The sequence below is a fragment of the Streptomyces aureoversilis genome (assembly GCF_042657885.1).
In the GTDB taxonomy this organism is placed as follows: Bacteria; Actinomycetota; Actinomycetes; order Streptomycetales; family Streptomycetaceae; genus Streptomyces; species Streptomyces aureoversilis.
The window spans coordinates 70494-85498 of sequence record NZ_JBHSKJ010000022.1; the positions used below are offsets into that span (position 1 = coordinate 70494).

General features: G+C 71.3%; 14 protein-coding genes. 1 reads left to right on the plus strand and 13 read right to left on the minus strand.

Translation table 11 applies throughout. From position 1 onward, the window contains the following. The 7 genes from ACFPP6_RS30225 to ACFPP6_RS30255 form a co-directional block, all read right to left on the minus strand. A complete protein-coding gene (locus ACFPP6_RS30225) occupies positions 1-714 on the minus strand; it encodes an SAF domain-containing protein (protein WP_382049138.1) in 714 nt (237 codons plus the stop codon). A gap of 17 nt (positions 715-731) precedes the next feature. Further along, positions 732-1199, minus strand: coding sequence for an ATP/GTP-binding protein (locus ACFPP6_RS30230; RefSeq protein ID WP_382049141.1), 468 nt, complete (start codon positions 1197-1199; stop codon positions 732-734). A 485-nt stretch (positions 1200-1684) separates the two neighbouring features. Beyond that, positions 1685-2299: a hypothetical protein gene (locus ACFPP6_RS30235; RefSeq protein WP_382049144.1), complete on the minus strand. Its 615-nt coding sequence runs from the start codon at positions 2297-2299 to the stop codon at positions 1685-1687. Between the two features lie 156 nt (positions 2300-2455). Next, the gene (locus ACFPP6_RS30240) at positions 2456-2908 is read right to left on the minus strand and encodes a helix-turn-helix transcriptional regulator (protein WP_382049146.1); all 453 of its coding nucleotides are present in this window, start codon (positions 2906-2908) and stop codon (positions 2456-2458) included. A 945-nt stretch (positions 2909-3853) separates the two neighbouring features. Further along, a complete protein-coding gene (locus tag ACFPP6_RS30245) occupies positions 3854-4306 on the minus strand; it encodes an NUDIX hydrolase (protein ID WP_382049149.1) in 453 nt (150 codons plus the stop codon). Then, the gene (locus tag ACFPP6_RS30250; protein ID WP_382049152.1) at positions 4303-5556 is read right to left on the minus strand and encodes a DegT/DnrJ/EryC1/StrS family aminotransferase; all 1254 of its coding nucleotides are present in this window, start codon (positions 5554-5556) and stop codon (positions 4303-4305) included. Before ACFPP6_RS30250 ends, ACFPP6_RS30245 begins: the two co-directional genes overlap by 4 nt. Continuing rightward, entirely contained in the window at positions 5553-6554 is a 1002-nt protein-coding gene (locus ACFPP6_RS30255) for a Gfo/Idh/MocA family protein (protein ID WP_382049155.1), read from the minus strand. Before ACFPP6_RS30255 ends, ACFPP6_RS30250 begins: the two co-directional genes overlap by 4 nt. Positions 6555-6792: 238 nt before the next feature. Between ACFPP6_RS30255 and ACFPP6_RS30260 the strand changes: the two genes are divergently transcribed. After that, positions 6793-8019 carry a helix-turn-helix domain-containing protein gene (locus ACFPP6_RS30260; protein WP_382049158.1) on the plus strand — a complete coding sequence of 409 codons (1227 nt, stop codon included), beginning with the start codon at positions 6793-6795 and terminating at the stop codon, positions 8017-8019. A 139-nt stretch (positions 8020-8158) separates the two neighbouring features. On the opposite strand, the gene ACFPP6_RS30265 is transcribed toward ACFPP6_RS30260, so the two are convergent. The 6 genes from ACFPP6_RS30265 to ACFPP6_RS30290 form a co-directional block, all read right to left on the minus strand. Beyond that, the gene (locus ACFPP6_RS30265; RefSeq protein ID WP_382049161.1) at positions 8159-9151 is read right to left on the minus strand and encodes a hypothetical protein; all 993 of its coding nucleotides are present in this window, start codon (positions 9149-9151) and stop codon (positions 8159-8161) included. Positions 9152-9917: 766 nt separating this feature from the next. Continuing rightward, entirely contained in the window at positions 9918-10478 is a 561-nt protein-coding gene (locus tag ACFPP6_RS30270) for a hypothetical protein (RefSeq protein ID WP_382049164.1), read from the minus strand. 80 nt (positions 10479-10558) lie between these two features. Then, a complete protein-coding gene (locus tag ACFPP6_RS30275) occupies positions 10559-11200 on the minus strand; it encodes a TetR family transcriptional regulator (protein WP_382049167.1) in 642 nt (213 codons plus the stop codon). A gap of 115 nt (positions 11201-11315) precedes the next feature. Next, positions 11316-12905 (minus strand): DNA cytosine methyltransferase, encoded by a 1590-nt coding sequence (locus tag ACFPP6_RS30280; protein WP_382049170.1) that lies wholly within the window; start codon positions 12903-12905, stop codon positions 11316-11318. Between the two features lie 8 nt (positions 12906-12913). Then, positions 12914-13828 carry a hypothetical protein gene (locus tag ACFPP6_RS30285; protein ID WP_382049173.1) on the minus strand — a complete coding sequence of 305 codons (915 nt, stop codon included), beginning with the start codon at positions 13826-13828 and terminating at the stop codon, positions 12914-12916. A 104-nt stretch (positions 13829-13932) separates the two neighbouring features. Beyond that, positions 13933-14916 carry a DUF4007 family protein gene (locus tag ACFPP6_RS30290; protein ID WP_382049175.1) on the minus strand — a complete coding sequence of 328 codons (984 nt, stop codon included), beginning with the start codon at positions 14914-14916 and terminating at the stop codon, positions 13933-13935. Positions 14917-15005 lie beyond the last annotated feature (89 nt).

Consider the following 15005-nt stretch of genomic DNA (forward strand, 5'->3'; position numbering starts at 1 on the left):
TCAGTGCTTCGCCTTCAGCACGAGCGAGGCACTGCTGTTGGCCGCCCACGCCGCCAGGGTCGCGCTGGTGCCGCTCGTGGTAGCGACGTCGACGACGCGCGCACCGTTGGCGTCCGCGTCGCCGACCCGGGTCACGACGGCCGGCTGGCTGTCGGGCCCGGTGTTCTTACCGTCCCCCTTGCCGTTGGCGCCAGCGCCCTGAGCGCCTCCATTGCCGCCCTGCGGGGTGTAGACGACCATCACCTGGTCCCCCGGCTTCAGCGGCCGCGAGGGCAGCTGGCCCGGCTTGGCGAGGATGCCCACGACGTCCTTGCCCTGCGTCAGGCTGGCGTTGTCCCGCACCGAATCCTTTGTCACCAGGATCCCTGCCGGGATATCCGCAGCCGCTGCCTTACCAATGATCGCCTTCTTCTCGGACACCGGAACCGGGTGCAGCGCGGCATCACGGGAGACGTGCGCGATGACCAGGTCCGACGGCTTGATCACGGCCCCGGCGGGTATCGGCTTCGCCGTCGCGATCACGCTGACCCGGTCCCCGGCGTCATCGACCGCCCACACCGCGATCAGGGCCCCCACGGCGGCCAGGGCAAGGCCCGCACCCATCACGACCGGGCGGCGCCGCTTGCGCGGCGCGTCCTGGGTGATCGGCAGCGGCCCCTGAGGAGCCTCGGAGCCGGATCCGCTCTTGTCTCGCTTCGCGATCTTCGTCGCCATCTTTTGATTCCTCGTGCTCAGTTGACGACCTGTAGCTCGCCGACGCGCGCCGTGGTCTGTGCTGACCTGGTCTGATTGGGCAGCGTTCCGGTCTCACCGTTCGTCGCCGTCCAGGTGACCACCCACGTCGTGGTGGCCGTGATCTGGTACTCGCCGACCTTCGTGTACCGGTAGCCGCAGTCCGGCGAGTCCTTCTTGCCGACGCTCGAGTCATAGGGCGTGCCCGGTGTGGCGCAGTGGACGCTCTGCCCGTCGCCCATGTTCCAGTCGATACCCGTCACCTTCGCCGTCACGGTGACGGACAGGCCGCCGGCCGACGCCGTGGTCGACTGCGGGCCCCAGGTCGTGTCCGACTTCGCCACCCACATCCATACCGGCATGCCGATCAGGCCCTTGCTGCCGGGCGGCGGAGCACTACCCAGCTTCGGCGTCTCCAGCTTCATCTTGCTGAACGCCTGCTGGGCCAGTTCCGCTGCCGTGGGCATACGGGGAGCGGCACCGGGTGGAGCTTGGGCGAAGAAACCACTGCCGATGTTGGCGCGACCGTTGCCGTCCATGCAGTTGTGCGACCAGATGGCGCCCTCACTCGGGCTGTGACCATCCCACACCGGGTCGTCGGCGGGCGGGGGCGGTTCTCTCACTTGCCAATAGCAGCCATTGCCGTCGTAGTCACCTACCCCGTCGATGTGGCAGGCCGGCATGTCCCGGGATGGCTCACCGTTGGTGCAGGTTGCTGCACCACCGCCCCCACCGCCCCCACCACTCCCGCCACCACCGGAGCCAGAGTCGCTGCTGGTTCCGCCTCCACCGCCGCCGCTCGCCCCCTTGGTCTGAACGCTGGAGCAGATCCAGGTGCTCTGACACCCCCGTACGTCGATCCCGCCGCCATCTGCCCAGGCGGCAGGCACGGGCACGAGAAGAGAGACGCACAGTACGACAGCTGCCCAGGCTGCGGCTGCCCAGGTCTCCCTCATGCGCACGGCTTGTCCAGTTGCTTGGATTCGACGACCTTCCACGCGTCCCCCACGGTCCGGAGCGAGAATGACGCTTGGAAACGGGTGAGCCGCTCCTTCGGCAGCGGCACCGCCTGCCCGCTCTTCGCGTTCTGTAGGACCCATCGGGAGACGTCGACGCAATCCGAGATCGTGGCCTTCTTCGGCTTCTCATCGAGGCTGATAGTCGACACCTTCGGATCGACCTTTACCTCGCCCTTGATCACGTTGCCGTTGTTGTGCAGGTTCGCCAGCTCGCCCAAGGCCAAGCTGAGCGCCTTGTCGAAGGCGTACTTGTCGAGGTCGGTGCCGACCGGGCTGGCCTTCGCGTAGGCCTGCACCTGGGCATCCCAGTACTTGCGGTACACCGCGACCACCTCGGCCTTGGCCGCATCCTGAGGGTCAGCGCTGGCCGGCGCGCTCGACGCGGCGGAGGACGGAGCACTGGGGACGGGATCCTCCCCCAGCGACTCGTCACTCTTCTTGCTGCCGCAGCCGCTCAGCAGGGAGACACAGGTCAGCGCGGCAGCGCCCCACGCAACGGCGCGCAGGCCGCGACGGGTCTGTCCACGATCGGCCGTCGATATGGCCATGGGCGATATCCCCTCATGAGTGCTGTTCGGAGAGCGTGTCTTGTACATGAATCTGGCGAAGGCTCAGCGCATGGAGTGTGCTGATGCCGCCTGCGGGTGCTTGCCCTGCGAGCGCCCGTTCCGGTCAGGGCCCGTGACGCAGGGCGGGCTTCTCTTTCAGGAGCGTGCTGTTGTGCGCCGGGCGGCGGCCACGGCCGAGCGGAGCTGGCCCTCGCTGACTCCGAGGAGCTTCGCGGCGAGCGGCACATGGTGTTCGTCGAGCGTGGACTGGCCCCGTTCGATCCGGGACCAGCGGGCCTGGGCGATGCCGAGCGCAGAGGCCAGACTTCGCTGACTCATGCCCATACGCAGCCGCAGCCGGCACAGACGGAAGGAGGAGTCGTCCTCCAGAAGTGCTGAAGGCGGTACTTCCAAGGCGGAGGCGAGAGCTGTCAGAGTGCGCAGCTGTGGGGTGCGCTTCCCGCGCTCGTACAGGCAGATGTGCGGGCCGGCAACCTGCGCGCCGTGCAGACGGACGCGGTCGGCGAGCTTGTGCTGCGAGATGCCGGCGGCAGTGCGCAGGGTGCGCAGCGCAGCGGCATCGAAGCCGACGACGCCGCGACTGGCCACCGTGACTCGCCCTCCCCAGGACAGCTTCTGCGTGATACACCGCCCCGCGGCGGCATGTAGCCACGATGAACGCCGGTTCATCCGCAAAGGCTGTGGGCTGCACCGTGATGATCATGGTGCTGACGAACGGGAGGATAACCGCCGACGAGGCGGTGCGCTGCATTCGGGGAAGCCGTGCGGGCGTGGAGAACGTCTCGAATCGGCCTTGCTTGGCGTCAGGGGCTTCCTTGCAGGCACCGACCGTTGATGGGCCGATACGCATGTAGTCCCCTCCCCGCGTCCCCTGCCGTACTGCAACCGAGTGAATCTGATCGGTAACTTACCCGACCTTGACACGCGTGTTTGTACACGTCAAGGAAGATTCACCTCCCCGGTTTCCCGGTCTGGGGCGATATGACCGATCTTGCTTATTCGGGGTGAAAGGCCCACCTGTTGAGGAGCGTTCTTCGGCCGCCCTGGGTGTCGACGCTTAACTGGCAACCTGTCAGACTCCAGCCGTAATAGGCCGGTACGCGTCAGTTGGGTAAACCAATTTGACGGAAATGCGAGAACGCCGCCCGTGCGAGGCGTGGCAGGCGAGCCGTCGGATACCAGCGCTTCGCCCAGTGCGCTGTGGCACACCTCACGATTCGGAGCCTCTGCCACACCGTTGCCCTGGACCCGTCGCGCCGAACCTGCCGTGTCGCCGATGGCGTGCTGCACGCAACAAGCCCCCGGCCCAAGTTGCGTCTCGGGGCCGGGGGCCTGTGCAGCGTACGAAGCGCGGCCCCCGAGACGCAAAAAAGGGGGTGCCGCTGACGAACGGCGAACCAGGTGACATGAACCCGCCGGTAGCCTTCGGTTCATCAGAGTACGCCTCCGGCTCGGCGCTGGCCCCGTACAGCGGCAGCCCCCGGCCGCCCTCCGGGAGAGGGCGGCCGGGGCCCGGTCGGGCTCGGGAGCCGGTCAGACTGCCTGGTTGCGCCAGGCGTCGAGAACGGTCTGGACGGCGCTGGAGACCTGGTTCTGCTGGGTGCGGTCGGCCCAAAGGTGTGCGTCGTGCTCGGTGAGCGTGACCGTCTCGCCCGTGACGGTGGTGGTGAAGTTGAACTGGCGGGTGGCGCGGCCGCTGCCGGAGCGGTAGTCGAAGTGGCCGAGGTAGTCGCCGATGGCCGTGACCGTCAGCCCAGTTTCCTCGGCGATTTCCCGCCGCAGGGCCTCGATGAGGGTCTCACCGGTGTCCACACCGCCGGAGGGCAGCTCCCACAGGCCGCCGAGGTAGTCGTCGGCCGGGCGGTGCAGCAGGAGGACCTTGCCATCGATCTCGGCGATGACGGCGCCGACGACGGTCTTGGCGATGCCGTCGCGTTTGGCAGTGCGGGCGAGGTCGTCGAGCAGGGCGGTGTCGAGGGAGCTCACATCAGGTCCTTGGCGTGGGAGGCGACTTTGGCGATGGCCGCGGCGTAGGCGTCGGCGAGGTGGACGTCCTCCTCGCGGTGCCAGACCGGCAGCTTGAAGGTGGTGGCGTGCACGTACTCCGCCGCTGGGAAGGCGCCGGCGGCGGTGCCTTGACGGCCAGCGTAGCCAGGCAGCAGGTCCCCAGGGGCCTGGAACAGCGGATGAGTGACCAAAGGGCAGGTCGAGCCCGGCTGGTCCGCCTCTTTGGCGCCCTCGGCGTGGACGGCGTCGAGGAACCGCTCCAGCGGTAGCCCGCCGAGCTCGGCTCGCTCGTAGTGCAGGGGCAGCGCGTACCACGATGGCCGCGCCGCCGTCGGCAGGTCCGGTACGTGGATACCCGGGACGCTGTCCAGGGCGGCACACATCCGCGCCGCGATGCGCTGGCGCCCGGCAAGGTGAACATCGAGGCGAGTGAGCTGGGTGCGGGCGAGCGCGGCGGCGAAGGGGTGGATGCGCAGTTTCAGGCCCATGCCGGTGACCGCGAAGCGGGCGAGCGGGTGGTCGGCGGGGATCTCGCGGCGGCAGCGCTTGTTGTACTGGCCGTGCAGCAGGACGCGGTAGTACAGCTCGGTGTCGTCGGTGGCGACGAGCCCGCCCTCGCCGGCCGAGAGCGGTTTGGGGCCGTTGAGGCTGAACGCGGACGCGGCGCCGAACGTGCCGACCGTCTGGTGGTTCCAGGTGGCGCCGTGGGCGTGGGAGCCGTCCTCCAGCAGCATCAGCTCGAGCTCGTCGGCGAAGGACACCAGCGCGTCCATGTCCTCGGGCAGCCCCCACAGGTGCGCCGCGACGACGGCCTTCGTCCGGGCGGTCAGCCGGCGGTCGGCGTCCTCGAGGTCGAGCTGGCCGCGGTCGTCGACGTCGGCGAGGACGGGGTGGGCACCGAGGTGGAAGAGCGGGGTGGCGGTGGCGTGGAAGGTGAGGGCCGGGACGATGACCTCGTCGCCGGGGCCGATCCCGGCTGCGGCGTACATCGAGTGCAGCGCGGCCGTTCCCGTGCAGGTGGTTACGACGTGCCGGACGCCGAGGTAGGAGGCGAGCGCGTCCTCGAGGTCGGCGACGATGCCGGAGCGGTCGGGGATCGAGACGGATGTCTCCAGTTGGGCGGCGACCGCGCGCCGGTCGGCGTCCTCGATCGGCGGCCAGGCGAAGTGCGGGCCCGCGACGGTTACGGCCGGTTCGCCGCCGAGCAGGGCGAGTGGGGAGTCGTTCATGCGAGGAACTCCTTGGGATCGGCGGGGTGGTTGGTGGTGGCGGAGGCGTAGGCGGCGGCCAGGAATGCGGCGTGCGGCAGGTGGGCGGCCGGGCCGGAGGGGTTGGGGGCGGTGCCGTCCAGGACGTGGCAGAAGCGGTCGATCTGCACGGCGGGCGGGCAGGGCCAGGCCGGCTCGCGCAGCAGCGCCTCGATCACCTGACCGCTGGGGTCGAGGAGGCGGACGGTGCCGCGTTCGACGGCGAGCGTGCCGTGGGGGCCGGTGATGGCCAGGTGCTCGGTCTTCGGGCCGGCGGAGCGGGAGACCAGCAGCGAGCCGTACAGGCCGGAGTCGTAGGCGAGGTGGACCAGGGCGGTGTCCTCCGCGTCGTACTCGGCGCCCGGCGCCGCGGCGGCCGAGGTGTCCGCAAGGACGCGGTCGGGCAGGCCGAGGTACCAGATGAGCAGGTCGATGAGGTGGTAGCCCATGTCCGCCAGGCATCCGCCGCCGGCGAGCTTGGCGCGGCCGCGCCAGCCGGCGGCCGGGTTGAGGCAGTGGAACGTGTAGCGGCCCTCGACCAGGTACGGGGTGCCGATCCGCTCCAGCAGCTGGAGGGCGGCGGCGTAGACGGGGTGGAAGCGGCGCTGGACGGTGACCATCAGCTCGATCCCCGCCTTGTCGCACAGCGCGGCCAGCTCGGCCGCCTCGTAGGGGTCGGTGGCGAACGGCTTCTCCTTGAGCACGTGCACCCCGGCCTCGGCGCACGCGGCAACGACCTGCTGCCCGGCGTGATGCGGTACCGCGGCGATGACGAAGTCCGGCCGGACCTCCTGCAGCAGGCCCGCCACGGTGGTGAAGCCGGGCATCTGGTGCGCGTCGGCTGCGGCGGCGAGCCGGTTGGCGTCGACGTCGCAGAGCCCGACCAGCTCGGCGAGGTGGCACTGGGCGAGGCCGGGCAGGTGGTTGCTGGTGGCCTGGCCGCCGAGCCCCACCATCGCGGCCCGCTTGCGTACGTTCATCGCTCACATCCCCTTTCGGATGCGCGGCGGTGGCCCGCCGTCCGGGCCGCCTGCTCTTCGAGGAGACCGCGGCCGCGTCGTCGGCGGCAGGGGCATTGCCGTGGGCCGCAAAGCCGTTTGCATCCGGTGCAAGGCCCCTGTCCCGCGGCCGTGGGCGCCGGTACGGTGAGCGGCGGCCCATCTCTCGCCGACGAGCGGGGACGGTATGGACGCGGTCCGAGCACAGCTGGTGGCGGACATGACCGTTGGCTGCCTGGTCCGGCAGACACGCAAGAAGCAGGGCCTGACCCTGGCCCAGCTCGGTGCGCTGACCGGGTTCTCCGCGGCCCAGGTCTCCCGGTACGAGCGCGGCATCTCGCCGCTGACCGACGTCACGGTGCTGCGGCGCTTCGCCGACGCCCTGGGCATCCCGCCGCAGGCCCTTGGCCTGGCCCCGCAGCCGGACGTCCGGCACGGGCGGGCGATCGGCCCAACTACCGCCTACCCCCGCCTTCCGGGCTCTAGGGTGGCAGGGACGGCTCGTCGAGGAGACGGGGAGGACCCGGTGCGGCGCAGGAAGTTGCTCGCGAACCTCGCGGTCACGGCCGCCGCGGCCGTCGGTGTCCCCATCCTGCCCACCGGCAAGACGCCTTCCGAGAACGTCGCCGTGGGCGAGGCCTTGGTCGCGCGCGTTCGGGACGCCATGCTCGGCCTCCACGCCGGCGTCACCGTGCCTTCGGTGGCGGTCCTGCACACGGATCTGTCCCGGGCCTTCACGGACTTCCATGCCTGCGCGTACGGCAGCCTGGCCGTGCGGCTGCCCCGGCTGATCTGTGCGGCTCATGCCCGGGCCGGAGGCGCTGGGGACGAGGGGCTGCTGGCGCACAGCTATCTGCTGGCCACGCGCATGCTGATCAAGCTGGACGAGCAGCAGCTCGGCTGGATGGCCGCCGACCGGGCCCGTCAGGCCGCCGAAGCCGTCGGCCAGCCCCTGCTGGTCGCGGAGGCTGCGCGGCAGCTCGCGGTCCTGGCCCGCAAGGCCGGCTGGCACGAGCAGGCGCTGTCCATCGCCCTGGCGGCCGCCGACCACCCCGCTCTCCGTGGCGGGGAGCCGGCCTTGGCGGCCCAGCGGGGCCTGCTGATCCAGTCCGCCGCCTACACCGCCGCCCGCGCTGGCGACGCGGCCGGGATGCGGGAGCTGACCGGCGAGGCCGCCGCCATCGCCCAGGAGCTCGGCCCGGCCGCCGTGCTACGGGACCACGGCGGCGGCTTCAGCCCCACCACCGTCCAGCTCCACCCTCAGCCGCCCTCGCCGCGGCCAAGGCGGTGGCGCCCGGAAGCCTGCCGAGCACCGAGCGGCGAGCCCGCTACTACACCGACATCGCCACGGCCCTCGCCCGCTGCAACCGCCGGGACGACTGCATCCGCGCACTCCTGGCCGCCGAACACCACGCCCCGGAAGAGACCCACGCCCGCCCGGCGGTGAAAGCCCTGGTCTCCGGACTGCTGGTCTCCGGACGAACAACCACCGAGCTACGCGCTCTCGCCGCCCGCATCGGTGTCCTCGCCTAACGGTTCCACCCGCCGAAAAGGACGAGCCATCATCGCGGCCGTGGGATCTTGGCTCAGCGCAGGGTTCCGTCGAAGGTGGTGCGGGTCCCGCCCGTAGTGATTGCCTCGACGGTGATGGGGCCGGGGACCGTGGTGTCTGGGATGGTGAAGCGGACCATTGCCGTGGCGGTGCGGTTCGGTGCGATCGGGGCGTCCTTGTACCCGAGGCCGGGGGTGACGCTGGCGACCTGCTTCAGGGCGTCGCCGGTGAGGATGCGCAGGGAGACGCCCATGCCCTTTTTGGGGTCGGCGCTCTTGTTCGCGACCGAGAGCTCGAGCTCGGCGCGACGTCCTCCGGCTTCGCCCTGAGCGAGGCTGATGGGGGATAGGCGAAGCCCGGACGTTGACCAGGTGCCCAAGGGGACTGTGGCGCCGGCAGCAGGTCCTTGTGAGCTGCTGGACCCGGGTGCTGTCGAGGCTGCCTGCCCAGGCAGTGTGCCTTCGAAGAAGAGGTTCTCGGCCTCGGCCATGCCTTCCTTGGTGACCTCAGCGGTCGCGGTCGCGCGCTCGCCGGCCGCCGCCGCAGGGACGGCCAGGCCGATGTCCGCGGCGAAGGATCCGCCGGGCTTCACCCGGGTGGTCGTTCCCCGTTCCGGGAGCCCGGGCAGGCCGGCGCCCGAGAAGAGCACTGCGGCGCGCCCGTCGGCGCCGTAGCGCATGGTCAGAACGGTGCGCGGCAGCATTGATATGTGGTCCGCCCGATTGGTGAACCTCATCGTGGTCCGCAGTGCCGTCCATCCGGAGGGAAGTGACTGGCTGTCCGCAGGGGCCTCAGTCTTCTCCGGGGTGCGCAGCTCGACGATCCAGTCGCCGGCCACGGAGGCAGGGGTGCCGAAGGCGGCAATGCCCTCGAGCGCGGGCTGCGCCGGTGCGGTGCGGGAAGCGGTTGATCCCGCGGGGGTCGGCTCGGCGGCTGAGCGGCTCTCACTGTCGTGGCCGCAGCTGGCCGTCAGCACGGTGATCAGCGTCGTCGCGGTGAGGGCTGTGGCCATACGGGAAGTGCGCATCACGGTCCTTCTAGTCGAAGCGGGCATAGTGGGTGAGGGAACTCGCTGACCTGCCGGACGGGTGGTGGTGCGCCGTTCCAGGTCAACGGCGTGCGTGTGCGGCGTACGAGCGCCAGCCGCATGGTGGCGTTCTAGCTGCGGTCATCGCAGGGCAAGGGCCTGACCCCGTGGCCTCCTGGTCGTGAAGATCGAGTGGCGAGGGAGAGCTGGCCCGTCGCGATGGGCGGGGCGGGGCTGGCTGTCCCGCAGGGATTGTCGACGAGCTGGTGCTGCGTCTCGAGCGCGTGGATGGCCAGCATGGTCCACCGGAACCTGCACTCGCGGTGGGCCGGGAGCCCTGTCCGCCGGCCGGTCCGCCGGGCCGGCTGGCGGACACGGCCAGGAACTGGGGGGCGAGCCGGTCTCGACGGACAACGGGGGCACCTTCGTTGGGGGCGTCCGGACGAGCCGGCGGCCGGGGATCGGCGGGTTGATCATCGTCGGTCTTGATCGTAAGACCCGCCCTCAGGCCGGATCCAGACGCGCGCTCCAGGGCGCGGACAACATGAAGAGGCTGACCCGGTGGTTGGTCATCGCAAACGGGGGCGCTGCCGACGTTCGGCGGCGGCCTTCCGCGCGCGGCAATTGCGGCACAGGGGAAGTCGGTCGTCGTCCGGCAACGCGGCTTGGGTGCCGCACCAGGACCACGTCCGCGCGCGGGGCCGGATCTCGTGCCGGACCCGGCTGCTGCTGGTCGTCGCGAACACGGGCCCGGCCGGGTAGCCGGTCATGCCGGGTGAGGGAGGTCGAGTGCGCAGGCATCCTCGAACTCCAGGCCGCGCGGCGGGGGTACCGGTTCACCCGTGGCGCTGTCCGTGGAGTAAGCAGCGAACGTCTCGGCCGCCGCGAGGGGCACGAACGCACCGTCTCGCACGTGCCACCCGTACGCGGTCTGCTGGCCGTCGGCGCCGGTGCCGCGGGCGACGATGCCGGTGGCCCAGCCGGTGACCATGCCGCAGGCGATGATCTCGGCGAGGACGGTGTTGTCCATGGGGTCGGTGGCCCACTCCTCTTCGCCGAGGCAGTCGACGGTGGTCGCATGGGCCAGGTTCATGCCGCTGTTGCCGACGCCGGTGGAGGCGACGATCGCCGCCGCGACGGCCCCGCGGTCTTCCAGCTCTACGAGGATGGCGGTCAGAGCGTCTGCGGCCCGCCGCGCGGAGGCAGTGCCAAGCTCGTCCGGGTTGTACCCGTGGGCGTGGCAGAACGCCCGCACGGCCATCTGCGCGGTGATGAAGGTGCGGATCTGCTCGGCGGAGCCGGTGGGCGGGCGGGCGTCAGGTGACACGGGGTTCGGTAGTCCTTCCGGATGTGGGCGGGCGGAGCGACGGCCCCGGCCCGGCGCGGGCGCCGGGCCGGGGAGGGCTGTCAGGGCGTCAGGGACGTGGTGAGAGGGGTGGCCGGGCGGCGGGCGATGGCCGTGTGGACGAGGTCGATGACAGCGACACGCACGGGGTCGGGGGCAAAGGACCAGCCCGACTGCTGGGGCTGCTGGGCGGCCGCCGAGGTCAGGAGCAGAGTGAGCGAGGCGGCGGTGGCCTCACGAGCCTCGCGGTCGGCCGCCCGCGGGTAGGCGCCGATGAGGGTCATCACGAGGGAGGTGTTGAGCCCGCCGTAGATCTTCCGGCGCAGCTCGGTGAACCGCTCGTCCCCCTCGGCCGCCTTGGCCTCGACGGCTCGCAGAACGGTCCGGTTCGCGCGGTAGAAGCGGAAGAAGGCCTCCACCAGCTCGGAGACGGTCTCCCGGTCGAGGCCCCCTGTGGTGTGCACGGGGCTGACGAAGCGCGCGACGTCCTCCGCCAGGGCCGCTACCGCCGCGTCGAGGTCCGTGAAGTAGTGGTAGAAGGCCGCGGGCGAGGTCTTGGCGCGCCGGGCGACGTCGGCGATCCGGATGTCGCGGTAGGGGGTCGTCTTCAGCTCGGTGACGAGACTGTCGAGCAGCGTCCGGCGGGTCCGCAGAGCCGCGGCGCGGAGGGGACGCCCGTCGGTGGTGAGGAGGGGGCCAGGCATGAGGAGCTCCTGTCAGTTGTGGCGAAGGAGGGGCACAGGGCAGTCGGCGGGGTTTCGCAGAGACGGCTCTCCGCACACCAGAAAGATACCAACAGAGAAACAGTTAAGCAACCTCTTATGTATGGAAGAGGGCCTCCTGGACCGCACGCCGCCACACTCGGGGATCCACAGCCACGGCCTCCACCGCCCCTGGGTACAACTCCTTGACGTACTCCCGCGCTTTGTCCTCCCACTGCTGATTGAGCACGCGCCCGATGACCGCGGCCGCCACCATCGGGCAGACGGCGTCGGCTGCCTGCTGCGCCTTGTTGCGGATGCCCTCGCCGCGTCCTACGTGCTGCCAGGGGAAGGTGCCCGGGAAGCCGACCAGGCGCGCGATGTTGGCCTGACCGATGCGCTCGCCCGTCTCCTCGTCTTTCCAGCCGTAGGCCGTTGCCGTGATGCAGGGGGACGGCTTGTCCGCGCTGAAGGAGTTGCCGCCCTTGGGTCGGCCGGTCGCGGGATTGATGCCGCGCTGGCCACGGGTGTTGACCATCCGTCCGGCCGGCCAGCCGACGCACTCGGCGAAGGTCGTCTGCGGAAAGGGTGCGCTCGGGCGGATGTCCACGAGCGGGGCCGAGGTGCGGAAGGCCGTCATGAAGCGGCGCTTGCGGTGCGAGGCGGCGCCGTAGTCCACGGCGTCGAGGGTGACGGCCTCCACCGTGCGCCAGCCGGCCTGGCGGAACTCGGCGAAGAGCGCGTCCTCGATCTGCTGCGGCAGGGCGCTGGACTGCTCGACCGCCACCCACTGGATCGAGCCGCCGCGGGAGAGCATGGCCAGCGGAAAGATGACCACTTCGGCCATGAGCCCCGCCCGGGGATCCTCTAGGTCCTGAAGGTGCTCGCGGACCTCTTCCCAGGAGTCGCCCGAGCGCGGGGCGAATCCCGCGTCCGCGCCGTCGGCGTGCACCAGGGCGAGGAACCCGGCCGCCGCCCCCGCATACCGGATCACGGTGATGACCAGGTCGATCGCCGCGGCGTACCGGCCCCGGCGCAGGCCTGCCGGGCTGAACGGCTGGCAGGGTGGGGAGAGGATGGCCCCCGTCACGTGCCGCAGTCCCGGGCTCTCCGGGTCGAGGTCGGTCACGCTCGCGCAGATCACCTCGAAGCCGGCCGCGGTGGCCGTCGCCACCGCCCCGGGGTCGAGGTCGACGCCGACCATGTCCACGTCCGCGCCCAGCACGTCGCGGATGCCGACCGACCAGCCCCCCGGCCCGTGGAACAAATTAATCACATAAGGGCGAATGGGGCGTCCGAAGGTGTCGCGCTCCGGGGGCCACAGCCACCGCACCGGCCACGGGTGTGCGTACCAGCGCAAGAGCTCCAGGGTCTCCGCGTCCAGCGCGGCGAGCCGCTGCGGCGTCATCGGACCCGCATCGTCGAGTCGGCCCAGCGCCACCGCGGCACGCTCGCCCTTCGCTGCGCGGGCATACTCGGCGGCCACATCCTCGTAGCCGTCCACGACCGCGAGAGCGCATTCGGAGACCCGCTCCGCCGCCACGAATGCCCAGTCCTGCGCCGCCTCGTTGCCGGGGTTCTCCTGCGCGAAGGCGGTGAGCAGGTCCGCCGCGGCCTGGCACTCGACGACCGCCGCATGCCCGGCAAGCGCCGCCAGCGTCTCCTCGCCCTGGACCTCCGTCTCCGCGAGCTCTTCGAGCTCGGCCAATGACAGCATCACCACGCCCGCGGCTCGATCGCCGCAACGCCGAACACGGCGCCCCCCTCGCTCTCCCACGCATCCGCCCCGCCCAGGCCCGAGACCACGTCGAGGGCCCGGGCCGTCCGCCATGCCTGCTCGGCCACCGTCACCGGCCGGTCCCCGTACCGGTCCGCCGCGTGCGAAGGCAGCGGGGCCAGGCGCCGGGCCGCGGTCTTGCGCGCGTCCCGGCTCATCCGCGACCGGCCCGCAACCTTCGCCCACCGGGCCCGGTACGCGGCCCGCTCGTCACCGTGCACGCCGGCGGGGTGAAGCCCGATCAGATAGAGGGCCTGCGCGCCACGGATGGTCAGCCGCACCCGCACCAGGCCGCTGCTCTCGGTGACCTCCTTGAAGTAGCGGGCCTGGAGCATGAGCACCACGCGCTCGCCGCTGACCTTCCGGCCCCCCTCGGCATCCCGCGAGCGCCGCACCACATACGCGCCGTCGTCCGTGCGGACCAGCTGCCAGGCCTGCGCCGCCTCCAGCAGAGCGACGTGGGAGCGCGCGATCCCCAGGGCCGGAACCGCCCTCTGCGCGAGGGCCCGGTCCCACTCCAGCTTGAGGCGATTGGCCTCGTCCATGCCGGTCTCCGCAACCAGCTCGGCCTCCACCTCGGCATCCAGGGCCCGAAGCCACGCGGCCACCTCCTCGCACGACCGGTCCAGGTCGGTCTCCTGCACCTCCTCCCGGCCCGGGCCGCCGTCGTCCTCCCGCCGGGCGACCGTGCCCGGGTCACTGACCGGGTCGGCCCGGTGTGTCACGGCATGCCGCAACACACCGGTGTGGTCCGGAGTGTCCGGAGCCGGGAACAGCTCGATCTGAACCGGCTGCTGGCTCGGCGTCGGCGGCGTGCAAGGCGAGCCGGTAGCACCGGACTTGGTCGTGCTCATGGGAATCTCCGGGAAGGCGATGGGGAGAACGCCCGTGTGGGCGCAAAGGGTGGCGCGCGGAGGCGGTGGCGGACCTCGTCGCCGAGTGCAGGCCGGTGCCTGGTTCAGCGGTGGCCGGGCCCGCGCCCCAGCTCGTAGTGGGCCGCCAGCACCTGGTCCGCCAGAACGTCCGGGCGGGCGCGAAAGGTCACCGTCGGCTCGTCGCCCGAGTCCACGACTGCCAGGCCCAGGCCCGGGTCGGACTCCGCGATCCGGGACAGCGCGCGCTGCAAGGTCCGGCCATCCAGCAGGAGGACGCGGCCCGGGCTGCCCGGGTCCGTCCGCAGTCGGCCCAGGGCGATACTGCGCGCGCCGGGCGCCGCGCGGTCGGCGAAGGCCAGGCAGGCGTAGGCGATGACTGCGGCGGGCACGGTACGGCCGGCGCTCCGGTCGATGACCAGTTCCTGCGTGCCGGGACGGTGGCGGCCGCGGGCCTCCTCGACGCGCAGCACGTTCAAGGCGCGGAAGGGGTTGGAGAGCTCCTCCTCGACCGGCGCGTGATCGTGCCCTCGCGGGACGGGCGTGGGCCCGTACATGGAGACGAAGGCGGTGACGTCGCGCGTGAGCGCGCTGTCGGAGGGGGCGGACCAGCCGCTGTCCACGGCGTCGCGCTGCACACCGGCCCGGACTGCGTCCCGGGTCATGCGCGAGAGCCCTGCCCGGGCAAAGAGCTGATACCACGTGGGGACCTGGCACGTCGGCTGGAGGAGCCACCAGTGCAGCAGCCACAGGCTGCCGGGGTCCTCCAGGTACGGGTCGGCACCGTCCTCTCCGAGCAGCCAGTGCCCGCGGCGCGTCGGTTGCAGGCCGGAACGGGGCCCACCGATCGGGGCGTCGGTGGACAGGCCGAAGGCGCGAGACCAAAAGCGCAGCGCCGGCACCATGCTGGAGCCCACGCCGAGCGTGACGGGGGCGTCGGCACGGGCGAACAACTGTGGGTCCTCCTGGACGGCGTGGTGGACCTTGAGCAGCCAGCCGGCTCGCGGCGGATACGTACGGTGCCGGCCGAACGAGGGGACACAGCCCTCCAGCGGGAGGCGATCGGACACAGCAGACTCCTGAAGAAGAGAGGGGAAGACGGGATACGCGGCCGCGGACGTGTGGCCGGCGCGAAGGGAGAGGTACAGGGCGGCGTGGG

What these genes read in the sequence shown, in the direction of transcription:
- ACFPP6_RS30225 (WP_382049138.1), bottom strand. Translation starts at nt 714, where the DNA reads ATGGCGACGAAGATCGCGAAGCGAGACAAGAGCGGATCCGGCTCCGAG.
- ACFPP6_RS30230 (WP_382049141.1), bottom strand. Translation starts at nt 1,199, where the DNA reads ATGCCCACGGCAGCGGAACTGGCCCAGCAGGCGTTCAGCAAGATGAAG.
- ACFPP6_RS30235 (WP_382049144.1), bottom strand. Translation starts at nt 2,299, where the DNA reads ATGGCCATATCGACGGCCGATCGTGGACAGACCCGTCGCGGCCTGCGC.
- ACFPP6_RS30250 (WP_382049152.1), bottom strand. Translation starts at nt 5,556, where the DNA reads ATGAACGACTCCCCACTCGCCCTGCTCGGCGGCGAACCGGCCGTAACC.
- ACFPP6_RS30255 (WP_382049155.1), bottom strand. Translation starts at nt 6,554, where the DNA reads ATGAACGTACGCAAGCGGGCCGCGATGGTGGGGCTCGGCGGCCAGGCC.
- ACFPP6_RS30260 (WP_382049158.1), top strand. Translation starts at nt 6,793, where the DNA reads ATGACCGTTGGCTGCCTGGTCCGGCAGACACGCAAGAAGCAGGGCCTG.
- ACFPP6_RS30265 (WP_382049161.1), bottom strand. Translation starts at nt 9,151, where the DNA reads ATGCGCACTTCCCGTATGGCCACAGCCCTCACCGCGACGACGCTGATC.
- ACFPP6_RS30275 (WP_382049167.1), bottom strand. Translation starts at nt 11,200, where the DNA reads ATGCCTGGCCCCCTCCTCACCACCGACGGGCGTCCCCTCCGCGCCGCG.
- ACFPP6_RS30285 (WP_382049173.1), bottom strand. Translation starts at nt 13,828, where the DNA reads ATGAGCACGACCAAGTCCGGTGCTACCGGCTCGCCTTGCACGCCGCCG.